Here is a 19,166-nt window from a genome sequence, read left to right on the forward strand (position 1 = left end):
CAGTAGTTATTATTTTTTGCTTTTAACTTTGCGGTCAAATGCTTTATCAAGATGTATAGGTATAGCTTGATATCCTATGCCTGTTCCTTCAAATTTCATTTGAAGACCAGGCTCGGTAGATCCCCACTTAAACTCAAGCAACTCAGGAGCAGGCTCTCCTACAGGAACACCTTTTGACAAGTCAAACTGCATGCCCGCCGTTGCAGAATAAACTAGCAATGAGTCTTTATCGTCATGGTATTCAGTAAGGCTCGTAACCGCACTAAACCAATCTCCGCCTCTTTGTTTGCCGTATTCCCAAACTTGCTCTATAGTCATTTTGTTTTGATCTATCTTATAAACAACACCGCGTGAATACTTCATACTAGCAAGAGCAGGTTGTTCCATGCCGCGGCTATCTCCGTTATCAAAAGCGGCTAGATAAAGGATGTCTTTATTTGTTTTTGAATCGATAATAAACGCCGTATGTTGTGTCCAAGTCCAGTCAAATCCGCCTTTTTCGTTTGTGTATCCAGGGCATTTGCTATACTCGTCCTCGCAAACGATTTTGTTTCCTTTGCTATCGACAGGCTGCAATAGGTATTTTTTAAATTTCTCACCCCAACCTTTATGAGGACCGACTATCCATTTGATTTTCTTATCACGTCCGATTTTTACCATCGCATTTTGGTGGCGGCTGGAAACTACTATAGAATCATCATTTGGATCATAATCAACGCTGTTTACGTGAGCCCAGTTTCTGCCTATTCCCGTTCCTGCTATATCGCCAAATTGATTATTTTCATCAAGTTTAGCTAGCTCGTCAGCTCCTATAGTATGTCCAGCTTGAGAAGCATCAACGTTTAAGCAAACGGCTCCTTGGTCAAGAACCATGATAGCATCGGCTCTATAAGGATCCATGATCTCATAAAGTCTCCAATCGTCTACGACGTATCCGTCTTTATCAACCTCTACTATCGTATCTCTAACGGTTCTAACGTTTTTACCGTCAGGGCGTTTTGTGTTAGATGAGCCGACTCTTAATAGATAGTTGCCGTTTTGTGCGTTATTTAAAGAGTGAGAGAAGTCGTTATAAGCAAGCGGAAGCTGGCGATCAAAAATTTGTCTTCCCATCAAATCGTATTTAACATATCTTTGTCCAAAGCCCCAAGCAAGAGCTCCGTCATTATCTTGCCTAAATCCCATTTGAATACCGGTTCTATAGATATTGCCAAAATCCAAAAGCTTGTCTGAGTCAAAATACCATCTAACCTCGCCTTTTGTATCTACTATAAATGAATTTGAAGCGTCATTCCACTCCAAAGCGCCGCCCGCAGGGTTATTCCAAACGGCTTGAGAGCTTCTGCCCGGAGCTTTTCCAGGAACGTTGTTTATAAGATATAGCCTATCTGCAAATTCCTTGTCTGCTTTTACAACGGTTACTTTTTCAAAAGGAACTCCCGTTTGCATAGTAAGTCCTGACGGAGTAAGTCCTATACCGCCTGTCGTTACTTGATACTTTTCGGTAATAGTTTCATCCTTAAAGCCCATGGCTGATTTAGTATAAGTAACTTCAACCGTATTCTTATAAGACGGATATAGCCCAAAAACCGGGATACCGCCGTAAGTTTTTACCGTTTGGTTATCTACCTTATAGCTGATAGTTTGACCCCCTGGTTTTGGAACGATAGTTACTTTAACGCCTGATAAAACATAGCCGCCGTTAGTGATGATAGCTGTCAAAGGTGCGTATCCGTAAGGATTCATCTTAACAACTCCAAGCTTGCCTTGTTGTTGATAATCATTCTTTGGACCGCTTGGACCGCCTATAGCAAGAGAAGAAGTAGTTAAGCCTCCGACTAGTAGCCCTGCTACAACAATTGATGAAAGTAAATTTCTAGCCTTCATACGGACTCCTTTAATAGATTTTGTAAATTTTACCTAAAGCAAAATTTATCAAATCTACTTGTTAGGATAGAATGCAAGATATCTTTTTTGACTTTTTTAATACTATTTCTTATAAAATTTTATTAGTGTAATTTTAAAAAAATTTACTAACATAAAAATCACACAAATATTAAAATATCTTTAAATAATTTTACATAATATAAACTTCTTATAAAATTTAAATTTGCGAACGGTTATTAAAATTTGAACTGAATTTTATCATTAAAATATAACTAAAATACCTAATTATAAATTAATGCAACAAAATATCTAAAAAATAATCAAGCTAATAAAATTATATAAATTTAAATGCTACCAAATAATGGTTGTGCCTTTATCAGCACATACAATTCTTAAATTTGAGAACAAATTTATATTATTTTTTCCTTAAAAAACTTTTGTTTATATGACTATAATTACCGGTAGATTATATAAATTTTAGATATATAGGCATAAAATTAAATTAAAAAATAAATTTTATATATATTAAAGATTATAAAATTTCAGTTATGAGAAAAGTGTTGATTAAAAATTTTACACATTGCATAAAAACTTTTTTGATATTAATAAAAAGCAACTTCTAGTCTATGGAATTCATTAAAACAAACCGATAAAAATTTAAATAGATTTTAAGTGTATAATCTAATTTTATATATTAATATTAACTACTAAATTTATCTTAAATTTATTTTCGTGTTATTTTTGTGGAAGTTAGGTTGTATAAAATTACAATATCAAATTTATTCTAAAGGAGTTTAGATGAAATCTCTACTTACAAAAACAACTAAAATTTTAGCTGCAGTTGCGCTTTTTGGCGCCGTAAGTGCTAACGCTTTTACAGAAGGTAAGGATTATATGGTTCTTGAAAAACCTCTAAGTGTAGAGAAGGGAACTCTAACTAAAGTTTTTAGCTACGCTTGCCCGTTTTGCTACAAATACGATAAAAGCGTAACTCCAAAAGTGGTTGAAAAAGTATCCGGCCTAAAATACGTGCCGTATCACTTAAAAACCAAGGCCGAATACGGAGAGGCTGCGAGCAAAGTTCTTGCCGTTTTGGTGGTTAAAGACCAAGAAAAAGGGGTAAATTTACTTGATGATAACTCAATGTTCAAAAAAGCGAAATTTGCCTACTACAAAGCATATCACGATAAAAAAGAGAGATGGAACGACGGCAAAAATCCCGAAGCCTTCATAAAAACAGGGCTTGATGCTGCCGGAATGAGCATGGATGAATACAACAAAGAGCTTGAGAATCCAAAAGTAATCGAACTTCTTAAAAAATGGGACGAGTTTTACGAAGTGGCTAAAATTCAAGGCGTTCCTGCGTTTGTAGTAGACGGCAAATACCTTATCTACACAAGCACCATCACTTCGGTAGACGGCTTTGCCAAGCTTATAGAAGAGTTGCTTAAAAAATAGGCTTTCAAGATGAATATAGTAAATAAAATTTCAGCTTGGCAGGATACTAGATTTCCTTGGCTGCTGATGGCTTTTGCGAGCATTGCGCTGGTTTTGCTGGCGCACTCGCTCTTTCAAAAGTACGTCTATATGCCGCCTTGCGAACAGTGCGTATATATAAGATTTGCTTTTTTATGTATGGCATTTGGCGGTTTGGTAGCGGCTATCAATCCTAAAAATTTAGTTCTTGCGTTTATAGGATATATGTTTGCGTTTTGGGGAGCGATCCAAGGGATAATGTATAGCGTTAAGCTAGCCAAAATTCACACCGCAGTTCATAGCGACGATCCTTTTGGAGTTCAAGGATGCTCAACGGATCCCGTATATCCGTTTAACCTACCGCTTCACAAATGGGCGCCTGACTGGTTTTTGCCTACGGGAGATTGCGGATACGATAACCCTATAGTTCCCGACGGAGTGGCTTTAAGCGGATTACAAAAATACCTTGTAGACTTATATCAAGACGGCTGGTATCTAATCCCTTCAAAGCACTTCATGTCAATGGCGGACTGCACGCTTCTTGGCTTTGGTCTATGCTTTATAATCCTGCTTACAATGGCGGTATCTAAAGTCATAACCTTAGTTAAAAACCCTAAATAATCTAATAAAAGGTCTGAATTTTCAGACCTTTTTAGATATACTGCTTGCCTAAACAAGGAGTAGTCCGGTGGGTATTGATATATTTAACAGATACAACTTCAAAATTTATATCATCATAATCCTATCCAGCCTGTTTGTGATACTTCTTGGCGCAAACGTATATAAAAACGCCAAACACCACATCGCAACCCTTTCAAATACAAACAAAATAGCCACTAGCGAAAATATCGTGCAGATATTTCAAATTTGGCTTGATGAGAGGATAAATTCTCTTGTGAAAGCCTCTAAGCTTATACAAAATGCCGATATTTTAGACGATGAAGAGAGTATTAAGAAATTTACTCAAGCCTTTTTGGGCGATTTGGGTGAATTTGATCTGGTTCAGCTTTTAAAAGACGACGGAGAGATCTACATAAACGGCGAAAAATTTCCAAAAAGCCCCAAAGAGATAAATTCCAGACTTAGCCTTATCTGGTATCTGGAGACAAAAAATAGCAACAAACCTACAGTAAATTTTATGCCCGAGCATACGATTTTAGAGCAAGAGACTTTAAATTTATGCGTACCAAACTACAAAAACGGTAAATTTGCAGCCGTTTTATGCGGAGTAGTCAAAGTAAAAAGCATATTTGACAACATAAGCAACTTCAAGCTTCCTCCCAACTCATATTCCTTTATCGTAACGCACAGCGGCGAAATTTTAACAAAGATGAAAGATGAAAAGTTCAAAGCGCAAATTGAGGATAAATTTCAAGAGCTGTTTTTAAAAGATGAGGACATAAGCAGCATAGTTGTGGATTCAAATTTCATATCCATTGCGGAAATTCCCTCGCTTAATTGGTTCATAGGCGCAGGCACGGACAACGCAAAAGAGACAAAAGAGCTGCTTGGAGCAACGACCAAAAACGCACTTACGTTACTTTTTGCGTTTATCGCGCTTGCCTTTATCGCAAACTCGCTTCATAACTTTATGTATGCCAAGATCAAAAAGCGTCAGGATGAATACGAAGCCATTCTTGCGCACAAAGCCAAGATGAGCGAAGCGGGCGAGCTCATAAGCGGGATAAATCATCAGTTCATTCAACCGGTAAATTCGCTAAATTTAGCCATATCAACGTTGCTTATGCTAAAGCGAGAAGGCAATCTTGACGAGCAGATGCTGCAAAACATACTTGAAAAAGGGCAAAAGTCCATATTGCTACTAAGCAATACGATAGATATCTTTAGAAATTTTTACAAAACAAGCGAAAACATAAGAGAATTTAGCGTCAAGCAGAGCATTAAAAATCTCTTAACTCTTATGCACACCGAGCTTACAAGAGCCAATGTGCATGTGGTTTTAAGCGAATTTCAAGATAAAAAAGTAAATCAGATAGAAAATATAATCCAGCAAATTTTACTTATCTTAATCCACAATGCAAAAGACGCTTTGGTGGATAAATTTAAAGACGATATCAAGTCAAGAAGAGTGCAAATAGATGTAAAATTCGATGAAAACAGGTGCTATATAGAGGTCATCGAATTTGGAATCGGAGTGAGCGAAGCGATGAGCCGCAAGATATTTGATGAGCCAAAAACTACTAAAAAACAAGGCAGCGGCATAGGGCTGTACTTCGCTAAAAAGCTTGCCAACAGAAAGATAAACGGAGATATTAAGCTTGTAAATAGAGCGCTTCCTACGGTATTTGAGTTAAATTTCGATGTTGATTTAAAGGGCGATAAATGAATAACGAATCTTTAAAATTACTAAAAAAGCTATCGATTTTGATCGTTGAAGACGACGATATGTCAAGAGAGCTCATAGCAAGCGGGCTAAAGCCCTATTGCGCTAGCGTTAGAGTCGCCGCGGACGGATGCGAGGGGCTTGAATGCTTTAAAAAACAAAAATCAGACATCGTCATAACAGATATCCATATGCCTATAATGAACGGATTTGAGATGATGAAAGAGATTTCAAGGCTTAAACCTCATCAAAAATTCATCGTCTTTACCTCTTACGATACGGATATGAACTTGATAAAAAGCATAGAACAAGGCGCTGCGCTATTTTTAAAAAAACCTATCGACATCAAAGATCTTCGCTCAATGATAATTGCGTTAACCTACGAAAAAGACGAAAAATTAATCAAAATCAGCGACGAAATAAGCATAAATTTAAAAGAGGAGAAAATTTATAAAAACGGAGAGGAAATTTATCTGACATACTTGCAAAATAAATTTTTCTGGCTCTTTGCGTACAACTTAAACAAGCTCGTTAGCTACGAGATGATAGAGGAATTCGTCTATGAAAACGAAGCCGTAAGCAAGGGTGCTATACAAAATATCATCTTGCGTCTAAAGCGAGAGCTTGGGATAAAATTTAAAAATATCTCAGAAGCGGGTTACATCCTAGTAGCAAGCCAAAAAGAATAAAAGGGCTTGCAAAATTTAATTGGAAATTTAAAAGAAATTTGCCCGCTTGATAAATAAAACGGGCAAAAACATTGGCTAATTAAATTTAGCGGGCTATCAAATACAAAATTTTGATGCTAGATAGGATTTATCTCGCTACTTCTTGCGTTATAAACGAACCAACTTAAGATCATGACCAAAAACACCGCTCCAATAAATGCAAAACCGATAAAGCCTATTACTGACAAAGAACTACTAATCTCGGCACTTTTAGGCAAAAAAATAGCTGGCATCCACTCATTAAGAGGTAGTCCAAATGGGAATGAGAAATTTTCCAAAGATAGTGTCTCGCTCTCATTTGTATAACTAAGTCCGAAAATAACACCTAAAAATATAAAAATATAGGCTATTAATTTTACCGCAAAAGATTTAGGCTCTATCATGGCAATAATAGCACCAAGTAAAATAATCGCCAAAATAGATCGAATAATCATACTAAGAGGATCTGAGGCGCCACAAAAAAATGATCCGACAAGCAAACCGATACATACTAAAAACAGAGCCATCCAAGGCTTCCTTGTGCGCTGAAAGTTATATATCCAGCAGACAAAACCTTTATTATCTTTATTATAATCCATAATCTACTTTCCCAAAAGTTCTTTTATAATTTCAATTAATTTATCTATCGAATAAGCCGCATCTAGATTAATTAGATATTTTCCATTTACGACAAAAGCGGGTACTCCACTTAAAACAGCAACCGAATAGCTATCGTCCCAACCAGCTAAAATTTCTTGCGCTCTTGCGGATTTTAGGGCATTTTCGTAATCACTTCTATTTACCTTGGCATCTTTTAAAATTTTATTTATATACTCGTTTTTATCATTAAATTGATCATTTTTGTCGTGATATGATCTATAAATGGCAAATTTTGCTCTTTTAAACAGAGATTTATCATCAAAATAGCCTATATTTTTCTCCTCATCAAGTGAGATCATAGAGGCTAAAATTCCGCTCACAGTCTCGCCAAATTCACCTTTTGACTTTAGATGATAAGGTATAAATTTAACTCCATCAAGTTTAGACATTACTTTTTGAGTTACGCCTTTATCAAATTTATAGCAGTGCGAGCAAGCGTAGCTAAATACTTTAGTAAGAGTATTATCGCCTACCGAAAGCGGTCTTTCGAGCACCTTATATTCTATCCCGTCGGTTAGAGCAAAAGCGCAGGAGCTAAAAAGCCCAAGTGTAGCCAAAACCTTTATAAATTTAGTAAAAATTTTCATACAACTCCTTATTAGTCCTGATATTTTATGAAATACTATAAAAGAAATGATAAATTTGAGGTTAAAACATTATCTGCCAAATTCGCAAATAATCCGTATAAATCAACTATAAATTTTAGTTAATTTTAATATCCTAATAATGTCAAACATGCCATCTAAATCGGCTTTTATCTTTTTGTCTAATTTTTTACTTACAATGTTCTTATGAATATCAGGCTCAAAGCTATCAATGCCTCTATCAATCCTTATATAAATTCGCCCGTCAACAAAGCTTAATCCAATAGGAACTCTCATATACTTAGCAAGCTTTACAATAGCCTCCATTAAAGCCGGACTTAGTATATACATTGCATTTTGGATATCGGTTGTATAAACTCTAAAAAGTTCGTTAAATTCAGCATTATCAACGATAAATCGTTTAGCTAGGGGATCATGCGGCTTGCCTTTTGCTAGCACAAAGGTTTTTGATTCTATCTTTTTATTAAAATCAGCCATAAAAAATATCCCTTTAAAAAAACTTACTTCAACACTCTCTTGTTCCATAGTTGCTGGATTAAAGAAACTATCTTTACCGATTAATTTTAAGTCGCTAAAGCTAAATTTGACTCCATCTATCTCTCCGCTTACCAGATCATTTCCAAACTGTTCGGTTATGCTAAAGAACAATCTGCTTTGCATTATATAAAATAAATTTATATGATTATTCATCTCATATTTAAACCCAAGCGAGTTAAAGTAGCTCTCAAGGTAAAATTTTTTATATTTTTTCGCAAATTCACTTTTTTCCTTTTTTGCAAAATAAAAGAAAAGATTATGATAAAAGATATAAGTAATAACCAAAGAGAGTATCAAGGCTAAAATTTGACCTAAATTTTTACCTTTTATGAAACCAAATTGCGTATTTAATGGAGCCTCGGTAAAGATTTGATACAAAAAGTAAAAAATAAATACAAATATTATGAAAGTAACAAATATGCGATATGAGAAAAATTTAGAAAGTATTAGTTTTCGCTCTTTTTCAAGCTCAAGTAGTGTCTTCAAACGCAACCTTTAAATTTGAGTAATTATATCAAATTTAAGCTCTCAAAGAGGATTAACGCGGCCAAATTTAGCCGCGTTAAAAAAGTTAGTATTCAAATATATTTGGATTTATAACAAGCGAGCGATAAGCCACGTCATCTCTTGAAGCAGACTCTACATCCATTTCAAATTTGATTTCATTTGTCTTTGGATCGATCTCAACTAAAACCATCTTTATAGTCTTATCAGGGCGAAGCAGATTTACGTTTGAGCTTGAGATGTAGTAAGTCTTTTTATCTTTTTGCCACTCGGTGTTGCTGGTAACCGCGCTATAAAATTCAAATCCGCGCTCTTTGCCAAATTCCCAAGTTTGCTCAACGGTCAAATTTTTCTCATCTATTTTGTATTCAACTGCGCGGGAGTATTTATCCTCTTTGAATGCAGGCTGCTGCATACCTCGCCCGTCGCCGTTATCAAACACGCTTAAATGCTTGATATTGCCTTTGTTTTCGTATCTGTCCGTTAGCCAAGCGGTGTGCTGTGTCCAAGACCAGTCAAAATCACCTTCACATTTAGAATTTTCGCATTTGATCTTTTTACCATTTTTATCAACAGGAACCAAAACTTTAGCCTTAAAGTCATCACTCCATCCCTCAGGGCTTGCCAGTATCCATTTGACCTTTTTATCTTTGCCGATTTTTACGATACCTTGATGGCGAAGAGAGAGAATAATACCCTCATCGACTACATCATAAGAGATAGAATTTACGTGAGCCCAGTTGTGCCCTGTGCCGGTGCCGATCTTATCGCCAAACGGAGCGTCCGAGCTAGTGTCGATTTCCTTTGCGTTCATGTCGATGTTTAGACAAATCGCACGTGGATCAAGCGCCTTTATAAGGTTACTTCTATAGACATTATTTCCGAAAATTTCGTTTAGATCCCACTCGTTTACCACCTTACCCGTACTGTCAAGCTCAATGATATGATCGCGGATAGTGTGCGAAATTTGTCCACCTTTGTGGTAATAGTTGTATTTGCCTACACGAAGTAATAAATGATCGCCCTTAATCGGCAAAACTTCATGGCTTAAATCAATATAGCCGCGTGGCAAAATTCTTTCATAAACTTGTTTGCCCATAAGATCATATCGCATATATTTTTGCGACATTCCAAAGCTTATATCGCCGTTTGGCAGCTGATGAAACCCCATCATCATACCTGTGTTTTCGACATTTCTCTCGCGGCGATCGTAAAATTTAGCATAGTCAAGATACCATCTAACCTCGCCTGTAGTATCTACGATATAGTTTTCTGTGTAGTCATTCCAGCTAGCCGCACCGCCGTATCCGCTTCGCCAGTCAAACGGCTTATAAATTCCCGTAATTGTATTATTGATAAGATAGAGTCTATCTTTAAATTCGGGATCTACTTTCTTTGGAACTCTCTTTTGCATATGCTCAAATCTAAAATCTCGGCTTAAGGTTACGATCGGTTGAGCGTAAATTTTATATACCTCTTTTTTCTTTTCACTCTTAAATACATAGCTTACTTCAACCTGGTTCAGATAGTCGGGATATAGCCCCCATATAGGCACGCCGTCGTGGTTTAAAAGAGCGTTTTGCGAAACGTTGTAGTTAATATCAACTCCTCCGTTTGGCTTGCCAAGTACGCGCACGTGGATATCGGTTATATCTTTGCCGGCACGATCTACTATAGCAGTAAGCGGCGCTACGTCATATGGATTTATAAAAACCTGCCCAAGCTCGCCTTGTTTTTTGATCTGATGAGCCAAAACTCCCGAATTTGCAGGCGTAGCAACAATAAACAACATAGCCGAGGACAAGCCTACTGCAAGAGCTGCGGAAACTAATGAAATTCTTTTCATATTCATCCTTTTCTCAATAAATTCAAAGCAAAATATAGTTTAATTTATAGATAAATTTAAATTTTATATATTTTTACTATCTAATAGCATATTTTAAGTATTTTACACTGAATTTAATATTATTTGTAAAACAAAGAGTTAGTAAGTATTTTATGTTTATAAGATTAAATTTACCTAATATTATATGCAAAATTATTTAAGCTAAATTTATTATTAATTTTAGCTATAATCACTGAAATTTTAAAGGAGAAAAAATGCCATTTGTAAATATCAAAGTTTCAGCCCCCGAACCCTCAAAAGAGCAAAAAAAGCAGATCATCGCCGAAGTTACCGATACTCTAGTAAGAGTACTTGGCAAAGATCCCGCCGCGGTTCTTGTGATGATAGAAACACTTGAGGCTGAAAGTATCGGCAAAAACGGACTTAGTTTAGAAGATTTAAGGAGTAAAAAATGAGTTGCAAGAAAAAAGAAGCTTGTGAAGTAAAAAGCGAATTTAGCAAAGAGGATATCGAGCGCAAGGTAAATCTCGCAGCCGGCGATAAGGCGCCTGAATTTAGCCTTGAAAATCAAGACGGTGTGAGTGTAAATTTAAAAGATTTCATCGGTAAAAATGTCGTGCTTTATTTTTACCCTAAAGACAACACTCCAGGATGCACTACCGAGGCTTGCGAATTTAGCGCTATTTATGATGATTTTATCGCAAGCGATACAGTTATAATCGGCATAAGTCCAGATAGTGTAAAAAGTCATGCGGGCTTTATAGAAAAGCAAAATTTAAGGCACATTTTACTAAGTGACGCAAATAAAGAGGTAGCGAAAATTTACGGAGTTTGGCAGGTGCGTAAAAATTATGGTAAAGAGTATCTTGGCATAGTTCGCACAACTTTTGTGATAGATAAAAAAGGCAAAATTTCTAAAGTCTATAAAAGCGTAAAGGCTAAAGATCACGCTGCAAAAGTTCTTGCCGACCTAACTAAATAAAATAAATTTATAAGGAGTCAAATTTATTGACTCCTTTTTAAAAAATATTTCATAGTATCTTAAAATTAAATTAATATATAAAATATAATTTATTGTAAAAATTTAAAATATTTTATTTAAATATAAAAAATTTTACAATAAATTTAAATTTCATAAAAGTATTTTTATAGTAAAATACATTTTATATATTAATTCTTATATTTTATCTATTTTTAATAAAACTACCTATACAATATCACGAAAGTTAAATTAATATTATTATAGTAATACTAATTTAATAATAGTACTAATAAATATCAGGAGGTTTTATGCTGAGTGTTTATAAGATAAATACCTTCCCGCCGTCTGCAAATTCAAGAGGCGGTGAGGCTGAATTTGAAGGCACTTATCGCAAAGGCGAACTTAGAGGTATCATAACGATAAATCAAGATAATTGCGTCGGATGCGACACCTGTCGCTCTTTCTGTCCGACGGATGCGATAGAAGGCTCGTTAGGCATCGCACACAGGATAGATCAAAATTTATGCGTAGCCTGTGGTCAGTGCCTTATCAACTGTCCGTTTGCCGTTATCGAGCAGATGAGCTTTGTTGATGAGGTTATGGCCAAACTTGAAGACAAAAAGACCTTTGTCGTAGCGCACCCTTCTCCTGCCGTTCGTGTCTCTTTGGCTGAAGAATTTGGCGGAAAACCTGGCGAACTAACGATAAATAAGATGTATAACGCTCTTGAGATGGCGGGCTTTAATATGTACGACGTAAATTTCGCCGCCGATCACACTATCCTTGAAGAAGGAACCGAGCTAATCAAAAAGATCAAATACTGGCTACTCGGCGAGCGAAGCGCTGATTTAGAGCACGTTTCGCACCATCCATTCCCGCACTTTACGAGCTGTTGTCCGGCTTGGGTTAGAAATGCTGAAATTTTCCATCCCGAGCTCATACCTCACATCTCAGGTGCAAAATCACCTATCCAAATGGGCGGACCGCTTGCTAAAACATGGGCGGCTAAATTTGTCTGGAACAAAGACCCGCGCGATATCTACGTAGCGACCGTTACACCATGTACTGCTAAAATTTATGAAGCAAGCAGACCTGAGTTTAACTCGGCTTACGAGTACTTAAAAGAAACAGGCGAAATTCCTGCGGATACAAAGAGCTTCCCTGATATAGACGCAACTCTTACGGCTCGCGATATAGCTGAAATTTTCCGTAAAAAGGGCATAAATCCGCTTGAAATGAGCGATGAATATCCTGAAAAAACAATGAACGTATATACAGGCGCAGGAACGATATTCGGCAATAGCGGAGGCGTTATGGAGGCTGCACTTAGAACGGCTTATTTCTTGCTATCGGGACAAGAGTTAAGAGATCCTGAACTAACTCCTGTAAGAGGGTATGATAAAGACTTAACCGAAGCGGTTATACCTATCCCTTTAAAAGACTACGGCGGCAAGACGCTCGAGCTTAAAGTAGCGGTAGTAAACGGCGCTTCAAGAAACCTCGGCACGATACTAAAACATATCACGAAAGATTCTAACAGATATCACTTTATCGAGGTTATGAACTGCCCTGGAGGCTGCGTAAACGGCGGTGGTCAGCCGGTTCACGCTATGGGAACGTCGTGGCTTCATCCATTGCTTCCTCTACCTCTAAAAGCATAAATTTAAAGGACAAAAGATGAAATTTCAATACATAGAAAAACCGGTAGGCAAAATCTTCTCAAGAAGAGATTTTTTAAAAGTTGGTGGAGTGATGACGGCGGTCGTTGCAATGACAGGATATGCCATCACAGATATCATAAAAAGACGCAAATCCTATATCGCAATGCGCCAAGAGGGCTTATATAAAGATGACAAGCGCTGTCAAAATTTAAAGCTTACAAGCTCTCATCAAAACCCAAGCTGTGCGAAATCCTACGAGGATCTAAAGACCGAACCGATGGGCGAGATAGCCGAAAAACTTCTGCATACCAATGCTTATTTCGATCGCAAAAATTTGATCTTACAAGGAGCTAACCATGCATGAAAAAAGAGTTTTAAAATTTCCTCTATCAGAAAAGGTCTTTCATAACGTAAACTTAATCACCTGGATAGCTCTTATCGTAACGGGTGTTTTGATCTACTTTCAGCTTGTAGATGAGCCTACTTCAGAGCTTATGATGGATTGGCATATCGGTATCGGCATAGTATTTACGATAAATTTCTTCGGATTTGTATTCTTAAATTTCGATCGTTTTGCTTTGATGATGAGAAATTTACTCATCTGGGATCGCGATACTTTCGCTTGGTTTAAGAATTTCGGCGGATATCCAAGAAGACTGTTTGGCATCAAATTCGGTCCTGAAGAGGTAGCTCCTCAAGGCAGATTTAACGCCGGTCAAAAGGCTGCTTATCTTATATTTATGTTTATGATATTTGGGCTTATAGTTTCAGGCTGGTTGCTTTATGCATATCCTGCCGCGATGGGCAAAATTTTCGTTAAATGGATGTTTTACTTCCACGTTTGGGGCTCGATACTAACAAGCTTACTTGCATTTTGCGTGCATATGCCGCTAGCGATTATAAACGTAGAGGATCTAAAGGCTATGTTTAGAATAGGCGCGGGCGACGTGCCGCTTGATGATGCGCACCATCACGCCCCAAAATGGGTAGAAAACGATCTTATGGCGGTTGATGCTGCAAAACCCGCTCATTAAAGGCGATTTATGTCGTGGACAGATGAACGATACGAACAAATTCTAAAATGGGTTAGCAAGCACGAATACGAAGATTTCATTAATGAAAACGAGATAGAAGAAATTCTATCTCAAACCAAAAACGCAAGCAAAGATGAAGTTAGAGCCGTCATCAAAAAGGCTAAAGAAAACGCTATAAAAGGCACCATGCTAACTCCTTACGAAACGGCGGTGCTTTTAAATAACTCTCACGATGAAATTTGGGATGAAATTTTTGAAGCCGCAACGGAGGTCAAAGAGGAAGTTTACGGTAACAGAATGGTGCTTTTCTCGCCTCTTTATATCTCAAGTCCGTGCGTGAATAACTGCAAATACTGCGGATTTGCCGCTTCAAACACCGCTACGAAAAAGAAAATTTTAAAAGACGACGAACTAAAAGGCGAGATAGAAAGCCTGCTTGATATGGGACAAAAGCGTCTTATAGCGGTTTACGGCGAGCATCCAAAGAGTGATTATAACTATATCGCAAAGACGGTAAGAGAAATTTACGGCGTTAGAAAAAACAACCTCAGTATCCGTAGAGTAAACATAAACGCCGCTCCTCTTTTTGAAGACGAATATAAGGTAGTTAAGGCTGAAGGCATAGGCACATTTCAGGTATTTCAAGAGACCTATCACAGAGAAACTTACGCCAAATACCACCCTAAAAATACGCTAAAAGGCATTTACGACTGGCGCGTTTTTGCGCTTCATAGAGCTCTTAAAGCAGGGCTTGATGATGTGGCTATAGGCGCACTTTTGGGACTTTATGACTATAAATTTGAGATTTTAGGCTTGCTTTATCATGCCATGAGTTTAGAAAAATACTTTGGCATAGGTCCGCATACTATATCTTTCCCTCGTATCAAAAAGACCTCAGCCGGCGCAAACGACATGCCTTATGCGCTAAGTGATGATGAGTTTTTAAGAGCTATTGCGATCATTCGCCTGATGTGTCCGTTTACAGGCACTATCCTAACGGCTAGAGAAGAGCCGTCCGTAAGAGATGAGGCGATAAGAAAGTGCGGGATTTCTCAAATGGACGCAGGCACAAACATAGGCATAGGCGGGTATTCTAAGAAAAATATCAAAGACGAGCTTGACAATCAGCAATTTAAAATCGGGGATCACCGCTGTATCGACGAATTCGTGCTAAACGTGATGAAAAAGGATAAGATCCCAAGCTTTTGCACATCCTGCTACCGCGAGGGTCGCACGGGTGATCACTTCATGCCTTATGCAAAAAACGCCAAGATCAAGTATCTTTGCTTGCCAAATGCGATCTTAACGCTTAAGGAGTATTTGCTAGACTACGGCTCAACCGAAGCAAGAGAGCTTGGCGAAAACGTGATCATTCCAAAGTATCTTAGTGAGCTTGAGGAAAATTTGCCTAGCGTTGCGCAAAAAGTTAGAAATTTGATAAGCGATATGGAAAAAGGCGCAAGAGATTGTCATCTATAAAATTTATAAACGAGCTTGAAGCAACCCATACCACTTCGCTTTACGGGCTTGAAAAGATCATTGCTGACAATGACAACTGCGAGTATCTTTTCGAGGCGGCAAACAGAGTTAGACAAAAATTTGTAAAACAAGAGGTACATCTAAAAGCTCTTATAGAGATCTCAAATATCTGCGCTAAAAAGTGCTTTTACTGCGGTCTTAGAAGCAAAAACAAAAGTCTAAAACGCTACAAGATGAGCGCAGATGAGGTAGTATCTTGCGCTAAAGAAGCCGCCATCAGCGGATATAAAACTATCGTAATGCAATCAGGCGAAAGTAGTGCCTTTAAAGATGATGAAATTTGCAAGATCATACGCGAGATAAAGAAATTTGGCGTTCAGATCACGCTTAGCTTTGGCGAAAAGAGCTTTGAGCAGTATAAAGCCTACAAAGAAGCGGGTGCAGATAGATACCTGCTTCGCATAGAAACTACCAATCAAGCTCTTTATAAAGCCCTTCATCCCAACATGAGCCTAAAAAACCGCATTAAGTGCTTAGAAAATTTGCGAATTTTAGGCTACGAGACAGGAAGCGGCTTGCTTGTGGGCTTGCCGGGAAGCAGCGCTAAAATCCTAGCAAGAGATCTGATGTTTTTAAAGAAACACGACTTTGACATGATAGGCATAGGGCCTTTTATACCTGCTACAAACACGCCACTTGAGCACTCAAAAGCAGGCGAGATAAAGCTTGCTCTAAAAGCAAACGCTCTAACAAGACTGCTCTTGCCTGAGATAAATATCCCCGCCACGACCGCTATTGAGACGCTTGATCCAAACGAAGGACGCAAAATGGCTTTAAGAAGCGGTGCAAACGTCATCATGCCTTCAATCACGCAAGGCAGATATCACGATCTATACAGGCTCTATCCGAATAAATTTTGTCTAAAAGAAAGCGTGGCGGAAATTTATGATAGGTTTGATGATATGCTTGCCTTGATAGGAGATAAAATTTCGCTTACAAACGGCAACAGCGTGCATTTTAACCAAAGGCAAGGGCTGTGAACACTCCAAAATCGATGCGCACGGCCATAGGGATTTTCGGCAGGCGAAACGTCGGCAAATCAAGCATTATGAACATGCTAAGCAATCAAAGCGCCTCTATAGTATCCGATGTGGCGGGAACTACGACCGACACGGTGCAAAAAAGTATCGAGATACACGGACTTGGCGCCGCTACGCTATTTGATACGGCGGGCGTTGACGATGTGGGCGAACTTGGCAAGCAAAGAGTTTTAAAGACAAACGAGACGATAGAAAATATCGATATAGCCCTTTTGGTCGTGGAAAATAACGAATTTGGCAAATTTGAAAGCGAGCTTATTGCTAAATTTAAAAGCCTGAACAAGCCTTTTTTGGTGCTTGTAAATAAGTGCGACCTCAAAGAGTCAAAGGACAAGTTTTTAAATTTGATAAAGCCATTTAAATTTGTCAAAACTTCTGCCAAAACGAGTCTTAATTTAGAGCTAATTTATGAAAATTTAGCCGAAATTTCAAAGCAAATTTCAAAAGATACTGACGATCTTTTTAGCGGAATTTTAAATCCTAATGACATTGTCTTGCTTATAACGCCGATTGATGATGAAGCTCCTAAAGGCAGGCTCATACTGCCTCAAGTGCAAGCCATAAGGCAAATTTTAGACGGCAAGGCTTACGTTTGCGTCTCAAGTAGCGCGGATGTGTCAAAAACCGCGCAGATGTTTAAGCCAAATTTGATAGTGTGCGACTCACAATGCGTCTTAGAAGTCGTAAAAACAGCTCCAAAAGAGGCAAAAATCACTACTTTTTCTATCCTGATGTCAAGACTAAAGGGTGATTTGAGCGAATTTATAAAAGGCTCTGAGCGAGCCAAAAGCCTAAAGGATAACGATAAAATTTTAATAGCCGAAGCCTGCACTCACAACGCAAAAGATGGTGACATAGCAAGGGTTAAGATCCCAAAAATGCTTAGCAAATTTAGCGGCAAAAAGCTTGAGTTTAGCTACACAAACGGCAAGGATTATCCTGCGAATTTAGACGAATTTGCGCTCATTATCCACTGCGGAGGCTGCATGATAAACAAAACCATGATGAAAAACCGCATGCAAAAGGCCTATCGCGCCATAGTGCCTATAACAAACTACGGCATTATCATCTCGCTTTGCCAGGGTGTGCTTGATAGAGTGACTGAAATTTTTCAAAACAATCTACAATCGGGAGCGATAGGGACGGATTTAACGAGGTATATTGCTACAACAAGCGAGCCTAAATACTAGCCAAACTTAGGCTAGGCGATGATTTAAAGATACCTATTGTCGCTAAAAAACAGCACAAGACAACGCTAAACGATATTGCAGACAAGTATTTTTGATAGTAGAGCAATAGCAGGCGAAATAATAGCGCAGGAGTAAATTTAACAGACATCTAAGAGACACAATAGGCTATAAGCCTTTAGTATCGATTAAAAAAGATGATGTTATAGAGCTACAAAAGGAGCTTATAGGCGCAGGATATGCAAACGCAACTATAGGCAATATATTACAGCTTGGCGCAACGATATTTTATTATGCTATTAAGCAGGGTTTCTTTAATTTTGCTAACCGGTTTATAAGCGTAGAACAAGTGGCGAAGCAAGACTATACGACAGCTTAACCGATAAGACTTTTTACGTAAGTATTAAAAACGAGCTGCCGCAGAGCATAGAAACAGCCGATAAAATAGCGCACAGATTACACGCTAGAGGGCTTACCGATGATAACCACCTGATATATCAACTTAAAGCATTTACAGACGGCAGAACACTAAACCGCAAAGGGCTACAAGACCGCTTTAACTCAAAACAAGCATTAGACAATTTTATCAACACAAGCCGAAAAAAACGCACAAAAAAACGGATAAATTTTAATTACAATCCGCCTTTAAAAATGTCGGAATTGAGATTTAAAAGAGGGTTTAAAAATGTTGGAATTGAAAAAAATCATTTCAAAATATATCTTTTAAACACGCTTTAAGCGGGCTTTAAACTATTTTTAAAAACCTCAACGAGGTAGAGCAATTAAAATATTTATTCAGTGCAAGGGTGAATAAAATCAAGCAAATTTAACTCAATTCATAGTATATAAATTTTAATATTCAAAATATTTGTGTATCAAAAAAGAGCAAATTTTATACACAAGACAGCAAAGCAATCAAAAAGTAAAATATATTTTCAGCTCAAAAGCATTTCAAACCTTAAATTAAGAAAACTAAAAAATTAATCATTTTTTGATTAAAACCTTAAGAAAAATTATAAAAATTTGGCATTTTTTGAAGTTGTGAAACGTGCTTTAAGTTTCACAAAGCTTAAACGGCTAAAAATGCTTGAAAAGTGAAAAGCACAAAGAGCGAAAAGAACGCAAAAACCCTAAAAAACGACATTTTGTAAAAAATT

Annotated in this window: 17 protein-coding genes; 12 read left to right on the forward strand and 5 right to left on the reverse strand. The window is 37.5% G+C overall.

Translation table 11 applies throughout. The features are described from left to right. Positions 1–9 precede the first annotated feature (9 nt). Positions 10–1,887: an aryl-sulfate sulfotransferase gene (locus CDOM16189_RS08160; protein WP_170000961.1), complete on the reverse strand. Its 1,878-nt coding sequence runs from the start codon at positions 1,885–1,887 to the stop codon at positions 10–12. Between the two features lie 798 nt (positions 1,888–2,685). Between CDOM16189_RS08160 and CDOM16189_RS08165 the strand changes: the two genes are divergently transcribed. The 4 genes from CDOM16189_RS08165 to CDOM16189_RS08180 all read left to right on the forward strand — a co-directional run bounded on the left by CDOM16189_RS08165 (position 2,686) and on the right by CDOM16189_RS08180 (position 6,396). Beyond that, a complete protein-coding gene (locus CDOM16189_RS08165; protein WP_170000962.1) occupies positions 2,686–3,345 on the forward strand; it encodes a thiol:disulfide interchange protein DsbA/DsbL in 660 nt (219 codons plus the stop codon). Positions 3,346–3,354: 9 nt separating this feature from the next. Continuing rightward, entirely contained in the window at positions 3,355–3,984 is a 630-nt protein-coding gene (dsbI, locus tag CDOM16189_RS08170) for a protein-disulfide oxidoreductase DsbI (RefSeq protein WP_169976327.1), read from the forward strand. Positions 3,985–4,051: 67 nt separating this feature from the next. Next, the gene (locus CDOM16189_RS08175) at positions 4,052–5,710 is read left to right on the forward strand and encodes a cache domain-containing protein (RefSeq protein WP_170000963.1); all 1,659 of its coding nucleotides are present in this window, start codon (positions 4,052–4,054) and stop codon (positions 5,708–5,710) included. After that, positions 5,707–6,396, forward strand: a complete 690-nt coding sequence (locus CDOM16189_RS08180; protein WP_170000964.1) for a response regulator transcription factor — start codon at positions 5,707–5,709, stop codon at positions 6,394–6,396. The genes CDOM16189_RS08175 and CDOM16189_RS08180 overlap by 4 nt, the downstream gene beginning before the upstream one ends. A gap of 116 nt (positions 6,397–6,512) precedes the next feature. Here CDOM16189_RS08180 and CDOM16189_RS08185 read toward each other — a convergent pair whose 3' ends face one another. The 4 genes from CDOM16189_RS08185 to CDOM16189_RS08200 all read right to left on the reverse strand — a co-directional run bounded on the left by CDOM16189_RS08185 (position 6,513) and on the right by CDOM16189_RS08200 (position 10,512). After that, positions 6,513–7,013, reverse strand: coding sequence for a disulfide oxidoreductase (locus CDOM16189_RS08185; RefSeq protein ID WP_170000965.1), 501 nt, complete (start codon positions 7,011–7,013; stop codon positions 6,513–6,515). A gap of 3 nt (positions 7,014–7,016) precedes the next feature. After that, the gene (locus tag CDOM16189_RS08190) at positions 7,017–7,661 is read right to left on the reverse strand and encodes a thiol:disulfide interchange protein DsbA/DsbL (protein ID WP_170000966.1); all 645 of its coding nucleotides are present in this window, start codon (positions 7,659–7,661) and stop codon (positions 7,017–7,019) included. 102 nt (positions 7,662–7,763) lie between these two features. Beyond that, on the reverse strand, positions 7,764–8,702 hold the full coding sequence (locus CDOM16189_RS08195) for a DUF3137 domain-containing protein (RefSeq protein WP_170000967.1): 939 nt from the start codon (positions 8,700–8,702) through the stop codon (positions 7,764–7,766). A gap of 85 nt (positions 8,703–8,787) precedes the next feature. After that, positions 8,788–10,512: an aryl-sulfate sulfotransferase gene (locus CDOM16189_RS08200; RefSeq protein ID WP_502707262.1), complete on the reverse strand. Its 1,725-nt coding sequence runs from the start codon at positions 10,510–10,512 to the stop codon at positions 8,788–8,790. 308 nt (positions 10,513–10,820) lie between these two features. Between CDOM16189_RS08200 and CDOM16189_RS08205 the strand changes: the two genes are divergently transcribed. The 8 genes from CDOM16189_RS08205 (at position 10,821) to hydF (ending at position 18,012) form a co-directional block, all read left to right on the forward strand. After that, the gene (locus CDOM16189_RS08205; protein ID WP_169976341.1) at positions 10,821–11,021 is read left to right on the forward strand and encodes a tautomerase family protein; all 201 of its coding nucleotides are present in this window, start codon (positions 10,821–10,823) and stop codon (positions 11,019–11,021) included. Continuing rightward, complete coding sequence (gene bcp / locus CDOM16189_RS08210; protein WP_169976343.1) at positions 11,018–11,548, forward strand: thioredoxin-dependent thiol peroxidase; 531 nt, start codon at positions 11,018–11,020, stop codon at positions 11,546–11,548. Before CDOM16189_RS08205 ends, bcp begins: the two co-directional genes overlap by 4 nt. 308 nt (positions 11,549–11,856) lie before the next feature. Further along, entirely contained in the window at positions 11,857–13,209 is a 1,353-nt protein-coding gene (locus CDOM16189_RS08215) for a [Fe-Fe] hydrogenase large subunit C-terminal domain-containing protein (protein ID WP_169976345.1), read from the forward strand. 16 nt (positions 13,210–13,225) lie between these two features. Further along, entirely contained in the window at positions 13,226–13,573 is a 348-nt protein-coding gene (locus CDOM16189_RS08220) for an iron hydrogenase small subunit (RefSeq protein WP_169976347.1), read from the forward strand. Then, entirely contained in the window at positions 13,566–14,243 is a 678-nt protein-coding gene (locus CDOM16189_RS08225; RefSeq protein WP_169976350.1) for a cytochrome b/b6 domain-containing protein, read from the forward strand. Before CDOM16189_RS08220 ends, CDOM16189_RS08225 begins: the two co-directional genes overlap by 8 nt. Positions 14,244–14,252: 9 nt before the next feature. Continuing rightward, entirely contained in the window at positions 14,253–15,722 is a 1,470-nt protein-coding gene (gene hydG / locus CDOM16189_RS08230; RefSeq protein ID WP_169976352.1) for a [FeFe] hydrogenase H-cluster radical SAM maturase HydG, read from the forward strand. Further along, the gene (gene hydE, locus CDOM16189_RS08235) at positions 15,710–16,762 is read left to right on the forward strand and encodes a [FeFe] hydrogenase H-cluster radical SAM maturase HydE (protein WP_170000968.1); all 1,053 of its coding nucleotides are present in this window, start codon (positions 15,710–15,712) and stop codon (positions 16,760–16,762) included. The genes hydG and hydE overlap by 13 nt, the downstream gene beginning before the upstream one ends. Next, positions 16,759–18,012 carry a [FeFe] hydrogenase H-cluster maturation GTPase HydF gene (hydF, locus tag CDOM16189_RS08240; protein ID WP_169976356.1) on the forward strand — a complete coding sequence of 418 codons (1,254 nt, stop codon included), beginning with the start codon at positions 16,759–16,761 and terminating at the stop codon, positions 18,010–18,012. Before hydE ends, hydF begins: the two co-directional genes overlap by 4 nt. Positions 18,013–19,166 lie beyond the last annotated feature (1,154 nt).

It is taken from the genome of Campylobacter sp. RM16189 (genome assembly GCF_012978815.1).
Lineage (GTDB): Bacteria > Campylobacterota > Campylobacteria > Campylobacterales > Campylobacteraceae > Campylobacter_A.

What these genes read in the sequence shown, in the direction of transcription:
- CDOM16189_RS08160 (WP_170000961.1), bottom strand. Translation starts at nt 1,887, where the DNA reads ATGAAGGCTAGAAATTTACTTTCATCAATTGTTGTAGCAGGGCTACTA.
- CDOM16189_RS08165 (WP_170000962.1), top strand. Translation starts at nt 2,686, where the DNA reads ATGAAATCTCTACTTACAAAAACAACTAAAATTTTAGCTGCAGTTGCG.
- dsbI (WP_169976327.1), top strand. Translation starts at nt 3,355, where the DNA reads ATGAATATAGTAAATAAAATTTCAGCTTGGCAGGATACTAGATTTCCT.
- CDOM16189_RS08180 (WP_170000964.1), top strand. Translation starts at nt 5,707, where the DNA reads ATGAATAACGAATCTTTAAAATTACTAAAAAAGCTATCGATTTTGATC.
- CDOM16189_RS08185 (WP_170000965.1), bottom strand. Translation starts at nt 7,013, where the DNA reads ATGGATTATAATAAAGATAATAAAGGTTTTGTCTGCTGGATATATAAC.
- CDOM16189_RS08190 (WP_170000966.1), bottom strand. Translation starts at nt 7,661, where the DNA reads ATGAAAATTTTTACTAAATTTATAAAGGTTTTGGCTACACTTGGGCTT.
- CDOM16189_RS08200 (WP_502707262.1), bottom strand. Translation starts at nt 10,512, where the DNA reads ATGTTGTTTATTGTTGCTACGCCTGCAAATTCGGGAGTTTTGGCTCAT.
- CDOM16189_RS08205 (WP_169976341.1), top strand. Translation starts at nt 10,821, where the DNA reads ATGCCATTTGTAAATATCAAAGTTTCAGCCCCCGAACCCTCAAAAGAG.
- bcp (WP_169976343.1), top strand. Translation starts at nt 11,018, where the DNA reads ATGAGTTGCAAGAAAAAAGAAGCTTGTGAAGTAAAAAGCGAATTTAGC.
- CDOM16189_RS08215 (WP_169976345.1), top strand. Translation starts at nt 11,857, where the DNA reads ATGCTGAGTGTTTATAAGATAAATACCTTCCCGCCGTCTGCAAATTCA.
- CDOM16189_RS08220 (WP_169976347.1), top strand. Translation starts at nt 13,226, where the DNA reads ATGAAATTTCAATACATAGAAAAACCGGTAGGCAAAATCTTCTCAAGA.
- CDOM16189_RS08225 (WP_169976350.1), top strand. Translation starts at nt 13,566, where the DNA reads ATGCATGAAAAAAGAGTTTTAAAATTTCCTCTATCAGAAAAGGTCTTT.
- hydG (WP_169976352.1), top strand. Translation starts at nt 14,253, where the DNA reads ATGTCGTGGACAGATGAACGATACGAACAAATTCTAAAATGGGTTAGC.